At 68.6% G+C, this 13,357-nt stretch carries 9 protein-coding genes; 6 read left to right on the top strand and 3 right to left on the bottom strand.

Translation table 11 applies throughout. The features are described 5' to 3' along the window. Nucleotides 1-225: 225 nt before the first annotated feature. On the bottom strand, nt 226-1,875 hold the full coding sequence (locus SX243_20795; GenBank protein MDY7095423.1) for a formate--tetrahydrofolate ligase: 1,650 nt from the start codon (nt 1,873-1,875) through the stop codon (nt 226-228). Nucleotides 1,876-2,188: 313 nt separating this feature from the next. On the opposite strand from SX243_20795, the gene SX243_20790 reads away from it, so the two are divergent. Continuing rightward, nucleotides 2,189-3,622 carry an ABC transporter substrate-binding protein gene (locus SX243_20790; protein MDY7095422.1) on the top strand — a complete coding sequence of 478 codons (1,434 nt, stop codon included), beginning with the start codon at nt 2,189-2,191 and terminating at the stop codon, nt 3,620-3,622. A gap of 24 nt (nt 3,623-3,646) precedes the next feature. Here the strand turns inward: SX243_20790 and SX243_20785 are convergent, their stop codons facing one another. Continuing rightward, complete coding sequence (locus SX243_20785) at nt 3,647-6,022, bottom strand: creatininase family protein (GenBank protein ID MDY7095421.1); 2,376 nt, start codon at nt 6,020-6,022, stop codon at nt 3,647-3,649. Between the two features lie 389 nt (nt 6,023-6,411). On the opposite strand from SX243_20785, the gene SX243_20780 reads away from it, so the two are divergent. After that, nucleotides 6,412-7,998: a serine protease gene (locus tag SX243_20780; GenBank protein MDY7095420.1), complete on the top strand. Its 1,587-nt coding sequence runs from the start codon at nt 6,412-6,414 to the stop codon at nt 7,996-7,998. A gap of 147 nt (nt 7,999-8,145) precedes the next feature. Here the strand turns inward: SX243_20780 and SX243_20775 are convergent, their stop codons facing one another. Next, nucleotides 8,146-9,627 (bottom strand): class I adenylate-forming enzyme family protein, encoded by a 1,482-nt coding sequence (locus tag SX243_20775; GenBank protein ID MDY7095419.1) that lies wholly within the window; start codon nt 9,625-9,627, stop codon nt 8,146-8,148. 267 nt (nt 9,628-9,894) lie between these two features. Between SX243_20775 and SX243_20770 the strand changes: the two genes are divergently transcribed. The 4 genes from SX243_20770 to SX243_20755 form a co-directional block, all read left to right on the top strand. Next, complete coding sequence (locus SX243_20770; protein ID MDY7095418.1) at nt 9,895-10,218, top strand: phosphopantetheine-binding protein; 324 nt, start codon at nt 9,895-9,897, stop codon at nt 10,216-10,218. Continuing rightward, nucleotides 10,215-11,510, top strand: coding sequence for a beta-ketoacyl-[acyl-carrier-protein] synthase family protein (locus tag SX243_20765; GenBank protein ID MDY7095417.1), 1,296 nt, complete (start codon nt 10,215-10,217; stop codon nt 11,508-11,510). The genes SX243_20770 and SX243_20765 overlap by 4 nt, the downstream gene beginning before the upstream one ends. Further along, complete coding sequence (locus tag SX243_20760; GenBank protein ID MDY7095416.1) at nt 11,507-12,757, top strand: beta-ketoacyl synthase N-terminal-like domain-containing protein; 1,251 nt, start codon at nt 11,507-11,509, stop codon at nt 12,755-12,757. The genes SX243_20765 and SX243_20760 overlap by 4 nt, the downstream gene beginning before the upstream one ends. Further along, nucleotides 12,754-13,357: lysophospholipid acyltransferase family protein (locus tag SX243_20755; protein MDY7095415.1), on the top strand; the 604-nt coding region annotated here is incomplete at its 3' end. The genes SX243_20760 and SX243_20755, both read left to right, overlap by 4 nt.

The following is a 13,357-nucleotide window of genomic DNA, read 5'->3' as shown; positions in this document are numbered from 1 at the left end:
GCCCACCGGACTCGCTTCGGCACAGAATTTGGTGGGCTGGCGCCCACCCTACGAGAAGTGCCCTAAGTTATTGAAAAATCAGGGACCAACATTTGGGTGCCCCCTGTGGGCAACACGAGACCAACAAGTGGGTCCCCCCCCCCTGTTGGCCGGACCTGGGAGCGAGACCAACAAGTGGGTCCCCCCTGCCCTGAGGGACCTGGGAGCGCCGGCTTCTAGCCGGCGTCAGGAAACTCCCCGCACCTCCCCGTCCACCAGGTCGATGCCGAAGGCAGCGGGCTTCTTGGCCAGGCCGGGCATGCGCATGATGTCGCCCATCAGGGGCACCACGAAGCCGGCGCCGGCGGAGAGGATCAGGCCGCGGACGGTGACGGTGAAGCCCTGGGGGCGGTTGATCAGCTTGGGGTCGTCGGAGAGCGAAGCCGGAGTCTTGGCGACGCAGAGGGGCAGGCCCTCGTAGCCCAGGTTGGAGATCATCTTCAGATCCTTCCTGGCTTCCGCCGTCCAGCTCACCTTGCCGGCGCCGTAGACCTTCTTGGCCACCGTCTCCAGCTTGTCCGGAATGGAATCGGACCAATCGTAGAGGGGATGGAAGGTGCTCTCCTCCTTGAGCTGGGCGTGCTCGAGCACGGCGTGGGCCAGCTCCACGGCGCCCGGGCCGCCCTCGGCGAAGCCGTCGCAGACGGCGAAGGGCACCTTGAGCTCGCGGCAGGCGGCGCGGACGACGGCGACCTCTTCTTCCTCATCACCGGCGAAGCGGTTGAGGGTCACCACCGGCGGCTCGCCGAAGAGCTGGATGTTCTCCACGTGCTTGCGTAGGTTGTCCAATCCAGCCTCGACGGCGGCGGCGTTGGTTTCGCCGAGCTCCTTCTTCTTGACTCCACCGTGGCGCTTCAGTGCCCGGATGGTGGCCACCAGCACCGTCACCGCCGGTTTGAGGCCGGCGCCGGCGCATTTGATGTCGAAGAATTTCTCTGCTCCCAGATCGGCACCGAAGCCCGCCTCGGTGACGGTCCAGTCGGCGTAGGCCATGGCCATCTTGGTGGCGGCCACGGAGTTGCAGCCGTGGGCGATGTTGGCGAAGGGGCCGCCGTGGATGAAGGCCGGCACACCCTCCAGGGTCTGTACCAGGTTGGGGTGGATGGCGTCCTTGAGCAGCACCCGCATGGCCCCCACCGCTTTGAGCTCGGCGGCGGTGACCGGTTGGCGGTCATAGGTCAGGCCCACCAGCATGCGCCCCAGGCGCTTGCCGAGATCCTCAGCGTCCTCCGCCAGGCACAGGGCGGCCATGACCTCCGAGGCCGGGGTGATGTCGAAACCGGTTTCCCGCGGGACACCCTGCAGTGGGCCTCCGAGGCCGATGAGGATCTGGCGCAGAGCGCGGTCGTTGAGATCCATCACCCGCCGCCAGGTGACCCGCCGAGGATCCAGGCCCAGTTGGTTGCCGTGGTGCAGATGATTGTCGAGCATCGCCGCCAGCAGATTGTTGGCGGTGGAGATGGCGTGGAAGTCGCCGGTGAAGTGGAGGTTGATGTCCTCCATGGGCGTCACCGAAGCCTTGCCGCCGCCGGTGGCGCCGCCCTTGCGCCCGAAGGTGGGGCCCAGGGAGGGCTCGCGCAGCGCCAGGCAGACCTTCTGGCCGACTTTGGCCAGGCCCTGGGCGAGGCCGATGGAGGTGGTGGTCTTGCCCTCGCCGGCGTCGGTGGGAGTGATGGCGGAGACCAGGATCAGCTTGCCCGGTTTGGAGCCGCCGTCTTGCCGCGCGGCGAGGCGCACCTTGGCCTTGTCGTCGCCGTAGAAAGCGAGGTGCCGGCGGGGGATGCCGAGACCTTCGGCGACTTCGACGATGGGTAGGGGATGGCCAGGACTATGCATCAGAAACCTCCTCCAGGATTCAATTCGACTAGCGCTGGATCGTTGCCAGGACAAACTTCCGCTCGGCGAGCCCGGCTCGGGGGCCCGGCTCGGGGACCCCAGATCAGAGAGCACAGTGCGGTTGTTGCCAATTCTACCGGCAGCCGCGCTCCATGACACTACCCGGACGGAGGGGAGACGCAAGAACGGACCTTAGAAGACCCTTGCTGAAGGGTTTGACAGAGTTTGACTCGTGCCGTACTTTGCGGATTGGAGGGGTTGGCCAATCCGGTAAACGACCCTGATCCCGGGAGCGAAGGAGTCCACGAAAGCCATGAGCGAAGCGTCCGAGACCAAGATCCTGCGGGTTGGATTGCTCAACGAGGTGCACCACCTCGATCCCCAGTCTGCCAACGACAACGAGAGCATGTGGGTGTTGCGGCAGGTCCTGGAGATGCCCTACGAAATCCTCGCCGGTCGGACGGAAGTGCAGCCGGTGCTCTTCGAGGGGCCGCTGGAGGTCCTCGACGGGAGCGAGAACCGCCGCTATCGGGGGAAGGTGCGGGAAGGAATCCGCTTCGCCGACGGGGAGCTGGTCACTCCGGCCCACGTGGCCCAATGCCTGCGCCAGGCGAGCCTGGCCAGGGAGCAGGCGGAGGTGACCCAGGACGGCGACTACCTGGTCTTCGACCTGCACCGGGCCAACGCCCGCTTCGACATCATGCTCACCCACCAGCAGTGTGCCGTCTATCGCTTGGAGGACGGCCGGGTCTGTGCCACCGGGCCGTTCCAGATCTCTTCCGACAGCACTCCGAGCCATCTGCGGCTGGTGCGCAACCCCCACTACCGAGAGGAGTTGAAGCTGGACGAGATCCACTTCCAGGTCTATCCGGTGGACGGGGACGGCAAGCCCACTGCGCTGGTGCGGGCCATCCAGGACGGCGAGGTAGATTTCTGCAGCGTCCTGCCCCGGGACGACATCAGCCGCCTCAGCGGCGTGCGCAAATCCTTCCTGCCGGGCATCTCCACCGCCATTCTGTCGATGAATTGTGCCCGGCCGCCGCTGGACGACGTTCATCTGCGCCGAGCCCTGGCCCACTCCATCAACCGCCTCAAGGTGGCGGAGTCGTGCTATTCCAACGGCCTCGCTTTCACCGCCACCAGCATCCTGCCCCGGGGCCTGGTGGCGGTGGACGACGATCTGGTCTACGACCTGCGCAAGGCCCGGGCTTGTCTGGAGGAGGCCGGCAAACCGCTGCCGGAGAAGCTCTCCGGCCTGATGACCTGGGGCCCGCGGCCGTATCTGCCCAACCCCGGCGGCGCCGCGGAGGTGATTTCCCAGCATCTGGCGGAGCTGGGGGTGACGGTGGAGTGGACCCGGCCGGCCACCAGCTCCGAGTTCTTCCAGCGCTGCATCGACGGCCGCCACGATCTGGTGTTGGCGGGGTGGGTGTCGGACACCGTCGATCCCTGCGACTTCCTCGAAGCGAGCCTGTCCTCGGAGCGCGTGCCGACCTGGGAAAACCTGGCGGTGAGCACCAACCACGCCCACTACCGCAGCCCGCGGATGGACGAGAAGCTGGCCCAATACCGCGCCCAGGGGGATATGGGCACCCTGCAGGAGGTGATGGAGGTGCTCACCGAGGACGCGCCCCTGGTGCCGCTGATCTACGGCGCCTCCGCTTCGGTGCTCTCCTTCAAGGTGCTCGGCTTCCAGCCCTCGCCGCTGGGCACCCAGAAGCTGGTGCACTTGGATCTCAAGCGCTGAGACCTCGCGACCGCGGGGCGGACCTCACATCCGCCGCTCGTGGAGCTGATCCAGGGTCACCGCCTTGAGGCTCTCCACGAAGGCCACCAGGTGGTCCACCATGATGGCCCAGATGCGCTCCCCCTTCTCGATGCTGGCGACGGTGGCATCGCCCATGACGCCGGAGGTGGAGATGCGGGAGGTGTGGGCGTACCATTCGACGCTGTTCTCGGAGCTGAAATCCAAATACTGACTGGAGAAATCCTGCACGTCGCGGCAGGCCTTGTCCATGTCCACCAGATGGGGGCGGGTGGCCAGGGAAGTGCTGGTCTCCACCTCGCCGGCGTGGACGTCGTTGGGGGTGTCGGTGATGCGGTCGATGTCCGCGTCGCTGGTCTCGCCGGTGTCGACGCAGGTGAAGATGTGGGCGTCGCGGTTGATCTTCTGGGCGGCGAATTGCAGGGTCGGAGCGTTGCCGCCGTGGCCGTTGACGATGATCAGCTTGCGGATGCCGTTGCGGGCGGCGGCCATGCCCACGTCGTAGACCAGCGACGCCAGAGTCTCCGGGTTGACGCTCAGGGTGCCCGGGAAGTCGTCGTGATGGTAGGAGACGCCGTAGGGGATGAGCGGCAGCACCAGAGGTTTGGGATCGCCGCAGGCCTCCGCCACCCGGCGGCATAGATAATCCGCATCCCAGGAGTCGGTGTCCAGGGGCAGGTGGTAGCCGTGTTGCTCGATGGCCCCCACCGGCAACAGCGCGGTGTCGCATTCGGCGAAGCGCTCCTGAGCTCGGGGCCAGGTGAGCTCCGCCAGCAGGTAGGGGCGAGGAGTGGTGCCCGGGGGTATCTCGCTCTGGCCTTCGGTGGAGGTCTCCTCTGCGGTGCTGGGCGCCGCCGGTTGAGGCCGGGGACGGTAGGGGAGAGCCTGGAGCGAAGGTTCCAGGGGCTCGCAGGGAGTCCACAGCCGGCCGGTGCGTTCCACGGCGCCGTCGGCGTGGTGCATCAGCAGCCGGAAAACCGGCGTGCGCAAATCCTCCGGCAGCCCTTCCACCGGCGACGCCTCGCGGTGGAAGCGCAGCTTCATCACCTCCGGCACCGGCCGCGCGTTGCGGAAGGCCGGGGCATCCTCTGGCAGCAAGGCGCGCTGCTGGAGCATCCAGGCCAGGTGCCGGGCTCCCGCCGCCTCCTGGTGCACGCCGTGCTCCGCCAGAGATTCCAGACAGCCGTCGATCTGCTTCTGGCTGTAGCCGCAGCGGCCGGGATCGGCGCCGAAGGCCAGCAGCATGCCGACGATGCGGCGGCATTTCTCGCATTTGCCGCAGGGCAGGGAGCGCTCCCCCTCGACGTGGCTGGCGTGGCAGCTCACCTGGTGACGCTGGAGCTCCGGATAGCGTTCCACCAGAGTCTTCTCGATGAGCAACTCGGAGGCCTGGCGGAGGATGGAGAATTGCGCCAGCGGCCAGCCCTTGCGGCGGTAATAGCGGGTTAGCGCCTCGTCGAAGAAGCGGCTCTGGTCGTAGAGGCCGTCGTAGTGGGTGATGCCCTGATGGCTGAGCCGCCGGGTAGTGTCGAATTCGTCGCCGATGACCAGCCGGCCGATGCCCCGGCGGCGCAGCACCGGCAAGGCGCCGAAGAGGAAGACCGCCACGGTCCACAGGCGGATGGGGTATTCGTCGGAACGCACCCGGGAGAAGTCTTGGCGCACGAAGGGCAGGTGGCGGAGCATCCAGGCGAAGATGCGGTCGCTGGAGGTCCACACCCGCGCCGTGGTTTGGGGGTAGTTGGCGCTCAGGTAGCGGTAGGCGTTGAGGGCGGTGTGCCAGTGGTGGCCGGCCTCGTTGACGAAGACGTCGTGGGTCTCCAGCCCCAGCTCCTCCAACAGACCGTGGCTCAGGAGGCTGTCCTTGCCGCCGCTGGCCAGCACCGCGATGCGCCGGGCGTCCGGCGCCCATCCGTGGGGAGTGTCTCGAGCGTCGTCCGCCGCGTCGGGGAAGACTAGCTCCGCCCGCAGGTAGGAGGCCTGGCGCACCGTCGGCAGCTGCGCCGCCGGTCCCACCAGGAAGAGGTTCTCCTCGAGGAATTTCTTGACGTAGATCTCCCGCGCGGTGTTGGCGGCCATCTCCGCTAGCAGCTTCCGATCCACCCCGTCGAAAAGGCCATGGAAGACGATCTGGCGGCAGAAGAGACCGTAGTTGAGGGCCACTTGGGCGGTGATCAGCGCCGCTAGATTGCGGCTCGCCGGTTCCTCGGGATCGAAGACGTCCTCTTCGTAGCGGTAGACCAGCTCGCTGGAGCTGGTGCTGCCGTCCTCTTGGATCACCGTGTAGGCGGCGGCAATGCGCCGCGGCTCCACCCGCACCGGCCCCACTTCCAGGCGATGGATCACCGCCAGGGGAGCCAGTGGATCGTTTTCTTCAGTCACTGTGTCTTCCGGACCTCTCATGCTCGTCCTTCCTGGTCTAAGAGTTGATCACCGCTACGGTAAAAATACCAACGGCGGACGATATGGAGAAGCGAAGTCTCGGGGGTTCTTGTCGGGCCGAGCTAGGAGGCTACCGCGGCGTCCGTCTTCACCGCCGTGTCCGCTTCCGGATCGCCGGCGGGGCTGGAGTGCAGGCGGATACCGGCACCGTCGAATTTCCCGCTGGCGAAGAATTAAGAGCTGTTGATCATTTGTGACCAGCGGAGCATTGAGAGAATGCTAAGGGAGTGGTACTCTGAATTACTTTCTTTTCTTGGGCGCGGGACCGCAGCCCGCTGATGCCGGAATGCGGAACCACCCTGTAATTCTTTGATTCGAGAGGAGATATCATGAAGTTCAATTCCATCTCATGGACCGCGGTGGCCCTGCTGACGGCGGCCGTGCTGACCGGGGCCTGTATCTGGGCTCCCACCACGGCAGCGGAGTCGGCGACCTGGCAAATGGAGCCCGCATGGGCGCAGCAGGCGGCGCCGGCGCCGGCGCTGCCGGTCAAGGATGGCCTGGTGCAGGTCGGTGAGGAGGTCGTCCAGCGGTTGGCCTCGCCGAAATTCACCGGCGGTACCACCGTGCCGGGGCTGGCTGCCCAGGAGCGGCTGGTGTGGAGCCAGAACGTGACCTCGTCCGGGGCGAGCTACATCGCGCCCCATTTCTCCTATTTCAACTTGCCGGAAGGCGCGCGCCTGGTGGTTCGGGCTCCGGACAACAGCCGCAGCTGGGAGTTCACCGGCACCGGCAAGGGCAAGCTGGGTCTGGATGAAGGCTTCTGGGCTACCCACATCCCCGGCGACACGGCGATCCTCGAGCTCTTCTCGGATCGGCCGGTGGATGCCGGTGCGGTGGTCATGGACCGCTACGCTCAGGGCTATCCCGGCGCCTTCGACCCGCCCGGTGGCGGCCAGGAAGCGCTTTGCGGCCCCGACGATTCGCTGGAGGCCAAGTGCTACCAGGCCAGCCAGCCGTCGGCCTACTCCAAGGCGCGGGCGGTGGCTCGTCTGCTGATCAACGGCACCGGTGCTTGCACCGGCTGGCTGGTGGGCAGCGGCGGACACCTGATGACCAATCAGCACTGCATCGGCAACAGCTCCACCGCCATGAACACCGACTATGAGTTCATGGCCGAAGGCGCCACCTGCGCCACCAGCTGCACCTCCTGGTTCGGCTGCCCGGGCACCGTGGTGGCGAATTCCGCGACCCTGGTGGCGGTGAGCGCGCCGTTGGATTACGCCCTGGTGCAGCTGCCCACCAACCCCGTGGCCACCTATGGTTACCTGCGGATGCGGGACGGCACCGGCACCGCGGCGGGAGAGCGGATCTACATCCCGCAGCATCCCCAGGCCTGGGGCAAGCGCATCGCGCTGGAATCCACCCACCCCGGCGACACCACCGGCTTCTGCCAGGTGGAGAGCGTCGACCGCCCGGCCTGCACCGGCGGACCGGTGGACGACATCGGCTATTGGTGCGACACCCAGGGCGGCAGCTCCGGCTCGCCGGTGCTCGCCCGCTGTGACAATGCGGTGGTGGCCCTGCATCACTGCCGCGGCGCGGTGATCAACTGCGGCACCCCCAACCGCGGCGTGCCCATCCAGGCCATCATCGACGACATCGGCCCGGACCAGCTGCCCCCCAACAGCCTCTCCCGAGGCGGCTGCAACGATTGCGGCCCGGGCTACTGCAACAAGGCCGGCGAGTTCTGCGACGATCTGGGCTGCTATCCGGCGAGTAGCCCGCAGTCGGTGCTCTTCTGCCAGTGCCGTCTGGCGGATCCCACCTGTGGTCTCGGCTTCTGCATCGGTGACAACTACTGCACCGGCTTCAACTGCCCCTTCGGTGTCTGCTACATCGACACCGCTCCGCAGTCGCAGGTGATGTGTCAGGGCTTCAGCATCGATCCGGACAGCTGCGAGCCCGTCGAGTAGCTGAACCTTCCAGCGGGACCGGCGGCCGTTGAACGGTCGTCGGTCGCGTAGCTCAGCGAGCCCGATTCACCTTGGTGGTGGATCGGGCTCTTGTTTGTTTTGACCGGCGTGGACGACCCGGAGGTGGGCTTCGAGCCTTCGAGGGAACTATCCGCGCTGATCTTCCGCGGACAATCCGTCCTCCAGCCGATACAGCGCCCGGCGGTCGAGCTTGCCGCGGTCGGTGCGCGGCAGGGCGGGGAGGAGGATCAGGCTGCGGGGGACCTTGTGGGCTGCCAGGTGGCGGCGGCACCAGGCCTGCACCGACTCCTGGTCGATCTCCCGGTCGGTGGATGCCACCACCGCCCGCAGCAGCTCGCCGCCGCCGGGGCGCTCGACCGCCAGCACCGCTGCGTCGTCTACCCCCGGCTGTCGTCGCAGCACCGCTTCGATCTCCCGGGGATGGACCTTCTTGCCCTTGATGTTGATCACGTCGTCGACCCGCCCCAGCAGGAAGAGCTCGCCGCCGCGCAGCTCCGCCAGGTCGTTGGTGCGGAAGCAACCGTCGTGGAGATTCGGGGCGTGGAGATTCGAGCTTGGAAGCTCGGGGTCGCCGTTCACCTCGGTGTCCCGGTCGAGATAGGCCCGCGCGACGGCGGGGGAGCGGACCGTCACCAGGCCGCGGTCGCCCCCCGGAGCGCCGCCGGCGGCCTCCAGCTCGATCTCCACTCCCGTCACCGGCGTGCCCAAGGAGCCCCGCTCGCCGGCGTCGCCCCGGCGGTCGTAGGTGATGCCGCCGGACTCGCTGGAGCCGTAGAAGACGTGGATGGAGCGGCCGTAGGCCTGGCGGAAGCGGCGGGCGGTCTCCGGCAGCAGGGGAGCGCCGGCGGTGATGGTCAGGCGGAGGGTTTCGGGCCAGGGGGGTGGCTCCTGCTTTTTGAGCAGTGCCTGGAGATAGGCCGGCACCGTGGGCAAAAAGGTAGCGCCGTGGCGGTGCCCCGCCTGCAGTGCGGCGAAGGGGTTGCCGCCGGCGGGGAGGATCAGGGTGCTCGGGCGGACCAAGGCCGGCAGGGCGACGCTGGCCAGGCCGTAGGAATGGGCCATGGGCACCGCCACCAGGATGCGCTCGTCGTCCCGTAGCTCCATGGATGAGGCCAGAGCCCGGTCATCCGCCAGCAGCGCGGCGCCGCTCACCAAGATGCCCCGGGGAGTGCCGGTGGAGCCGCTGGTGAGTTTGACCACTGCGATGTCCGGCTCCAGGTCGGCGGGATGCTCCGGGTTCTCGGCGGCGAGCTCCAAATCCTCGACAGTCTCCGGCCAGGGCGGCGCCGCGAGGCGGCCGCGGGTACCCAACCGCCGGCGGATCTCCCGGGCCTCCGAGGCCGCCAGGCCGGTGCCCAGCAGCAGCGCCGCGCAGCCGACCCGGCGCAGGGCCAGGAAGGCGCCAAGGAATCCCGGCCCGCTGGGCGCCTCCAAGGACACCAGTTGCCCAGGCCCCAGGCCCGCGGCGCGCAGGCGGGGCACCAGGGCATCGGTCAGGCGGTGTAGGTCGCCGACGCTCCACTCTCGCTCGGCGCAGATCGCCACCGGTGCTTCCGGCGCCTCGTTCAGACGACGCAGGAACGCTTCGTGGATGGATGTTTCGACCATGACAGATCTGGGCGGGGCTGACGGGACAAAGCCTTGTTTAGTATACTCGACCTGCTCCGGCGGTTCGCCCAGCGCAACGTTTTTTGGGCGTCTCCGCGCTCCGCGTTCCCATCTGCGACACAGCACCCGCCCGCCCCGGTAGCTTGGAGTTCTGAAAGCTGCCCGGCCGGCGGTTGCGCGGGGTACCGCGGGCCGGAGCCCGCCCCCTCCCGGAAGGAGCCAGGGTGTCGTACAACGAGTTCATCGAGCAGTGCTTGGAGGTTTAGGATGCCGAGCGGGACAGCCACCCGAGAACGCCTGAAGCGGACGATCATCGAGAGTCTGAACCTGGAAGGAATGACCCCGGAGATGATCGACGACGAGGCTCCCCTCTTCGGGGATGGTCTCGGTCTGGATTCGGTCGACGCGCTAGAGCTGGTGGTGGCGCTGGAAAAAGAATACGGAGTGTCCATCGACAGTGAGGCCATCGGCCAGGACGCCTTCGCTTCGGTCGCCAGCCTGGAGACCTTTGTGGAAGGTCTGCAGTCGGCGAATGGTTCCAGCGCAGAGACCCCGAGCCAGGATCAAAAGGTCGGTGGCCAGGCCGGATGAGCGCCGGCGTTGGGCGGCCCGAAGGCCGGATCGTAATCACCGGCATCGGTGCGGTGACCGGCTGGGGCTGGAATGCTGACGCCCTCTGGCAGGGCCTGCGCTCCGGACAGGCTGCCATCCATCCAGCGAAGAATTTCTCGACTCGGGGACAGCGCACCGAGGTCGCGTCCGAGGCACCGCCGGAACCACCGGAGCTGGCTCGGAGCTTTCCCGGCTGGCATCGCCTGAGCCGCGCCGACCGCTTTGCCTTGGCGGCGGCCCACGAGGCCTGGAGCCAGGCGGGCTTTCCTCTGCCATCCGCCGACGAGTCGGATCCGGAGTTGGGGATTTTCTTCGGCACCAGCACCGCCGGCATCGCCGAGGGCGAGGAATACTTCCAGCGCCTGATGGGCCACCGCGAAGGCCTCGCTTCCTTGCAGCTCCTGGCCTCTCACGAGATGAACGGTCCCGGAGACGCCGTCGCCCGCTGGCTGCGCGCTGCCGGCCCGGTGCGCTCCATCTCCTCCGCCTGCTCCGCCGCCGGACTGGCCCTGGGGGACGCTCTCCACGCCCTGCGCTCCGGCGAGGCCAAGGTGGCGGTGGCCGGCGGCGCCGACTCTCTGTGCTTGCTCACCTACTCGGGCTTCAACTCTTTGCGCGCCGTCGACGAGCGGCCCTCCCGTCCCTTCCGCGCCGACCGCGCCGGGCTGAGCCTCGGCGAAGGGGCCGGGGTGCTGGTCCTCGAACGCTTGGAGGACGCCCAGGCCCGCGGCGCCCGTCCCCTGGCGGAGCTGTTGGGGGCCGGCGCCTCCTGCGACGCCTACCACATGACCGCTCCCCATCCGGAGGGCGAGGGGGCCGCCCTGGCCATCCAGCAGGCCCTCGACGACGCGGGCCGGGCGGCATCGGCGGTGGATTTCGTCAACGCCCACGGCACCGGGACGCCGCTCAACGACAGCTCCGAAAGCGGTGCTCTCCACGAGGTCTTTGGTCCGTCGGCGGCACGGCTGCCGGTGACCTCCACCAAGGCTTCCGTGGGTCATCTGCTGGGCTCTTCGGGAGCGGTGGAGGCGGTGGCTACGGTGCTCTGCCTGGCCGCTGGCGAGGTGCATCCCACCGCCGGTGGAGGAGCCCCGGACCCGGAGCTGGAGGTGGATTTGGTTTGGGGCGAGCCCCGCCCTCTGTCCCCGCCATCGGGGCAGGCGGCTTGTGCCCTGTCCACCAGCCTCGCCTTCGGCGGTGCCAACGCGGCGCTGGTGCTGGCGGGGTGGAGCGAGGCTGACGCCGCCGGCGGCGAGGAGCCCAAGTCGTGAGCTTGTCCTCCGTGGTGATCAGCGGCCTCGGCGCGGCCAGCGCCGCCGGCCTCGGCCGAGAGGCCCAGGCCCAAGCCTTGGCCGGCGCGGCGCCGGTGCCTCAGGAGGTGGATCGCTCCGCCGGATACCACCGTCCCGAGGGCGCCCGCAAGGCGCTGCTGGTGCGGGACGTGGCGGGGCTGGCGCGCTGGGTGCCGCCGATGGAAGCCCGGCGTCTGAGCCGGCCGTCGAAGCTGACGGTGGCGGCGGTGCGCATGGCCCTGGAGGACGCGGAGCTTACCGCCGACGAGCTGGCGGGGCCCACGGCGGTGGTGGTGGCCACCACTTTCGGGCCTTCCGAATTCACCGAGCGGATCCTGCAGCAGATTCTCGCCGACGGCCCTCAGGGAGCTTCTCCCTTCCTCTTCACCCAGAGCGTCGCCAACGCCCCGGCGGCGCAGGTGGCCATGGCCCTCTCCGCCCGCGGCCCCAACATCACCGTCACCCAGCGCAGCGCCGGCGCCCTCATCGCCCTCGGCCGGGCGGTGGAGGCGGTGGCTAGCGGCCGGGTGCAGCGGGCGGTGGTGGCGGCGGTGGAGGAGGTCAGCCCGTTGCTCCATGCGGTGCTGGATCGCTTCGGTGCCCTCGCCGGCAGCTCCGGCGGGAAGGGGCAGGCCGCCCCGGGAGCGGACGAGGTAGCCCGCCCCTTCGATCGCCGCCGCGACGGCTTTCTGCTGGCGGAGGGAGCGACGGCGTTGATTCTGGAATCGGAGGATGCGGTGGCGGCTCGGGGCGGCAGCTTTCTGGCCCGCTGTCGGCTGGCCGTCGGCGCCTTCGATGTCGACGCGCCCCGCAGCGGCTGGGGCGAGGATCCTTCGGTGCTGCTCCACCGCCTCCGAGATCGCCTGGCGGCGGCGGGGCTGACGACGGCGCATTTCGACCGCGTGGTGGCCGGCGCCTCCGGCACGCCGGCGGGGGATCGGCTGGAGGGGTTGCTCCTGCGCCGGCTCTTCGACGATGCACCGCCCCCGGTGCTGGCGCCCAAGGGAGCCTTGGGAGAGTACGGAGGCGGGCTGCTGGCCCCGGCGGTGTTGGCAGCGTCCGGCGTGCCCTTCGGGCCGACGGTGGGTTTTCAGCAGGAGGATCCGGAGATCGGCCTGAGCCCCGGCGCTGGCGAGGTGTTGGAGCCGCCCCGCCGGGTCCTGGCCTCCGAGCTCGCCGCCGGCGGCGCCGCTGCCTGGGTGGTGCTGGAGGCACCGGACGCGTGAGCGAATCCCCCCGGGAGGAATCCCGCGCCCGCGAGCCTGAGAACGGCACCGGTGACGCCCGGAAGGCTCAGGACTCGAACCCGCCCCCGGCCACCGAGGGGGAGCCGGCGGTTCGCCTGACCCTCGGCACTCGGATCGTGCAGCTGGTGCTCGGGGTTCTGGTGCTGCTCTTCCTCAATCTGCCCTACATCCGCCGCGCCACCGGCGTTCACCGCCGCCGCCGGGGCGAGACCCGCCGACTCTACGTGTGCAACCACGTCAGCTTGCTGGATACGCCGCTGATGGCGTCGGTGCTGTGGACCCACGGTCATCGGCCGGTGTTCGTGCTGGGGGATGCGGCGGTGTGGAACCGCAATTGGTTCACCCGCGCGGTGAGCGCCCGGGTAGGCTTCTTGATGCAGCGCGGCCGCATGTCCCGCCACCGCATCGAGGAGCTCCAATCCTTCGGCCGCTGCGCCCGGGAATTCGAACTGGTGGTCTTTCCCGAGGGTACCCGCGGCGCCGGCCACAGGATCGGTCGCTGCCAGCCGGGGATCTACTACATCGCCCAGGCGGCGCAGGTGCCCATCGTCCCAGTCTTCCTCGAGGACATGCACCTCA

The sequence above is a fragment of the Acidobacteriota bacterium genome, from assembly GCA_034211275.1.
Classification (GTDB): domain Bacteria; phylum Acidobacteriota; class Thermoanaerobaculia; order Multivoradales; family JAHZIX01; genus JAGQSE01.
Note: the sequence above shows the minus strand (reverse complement) of the source record. Positions and strands in the feature narration are given on the sequence as shown.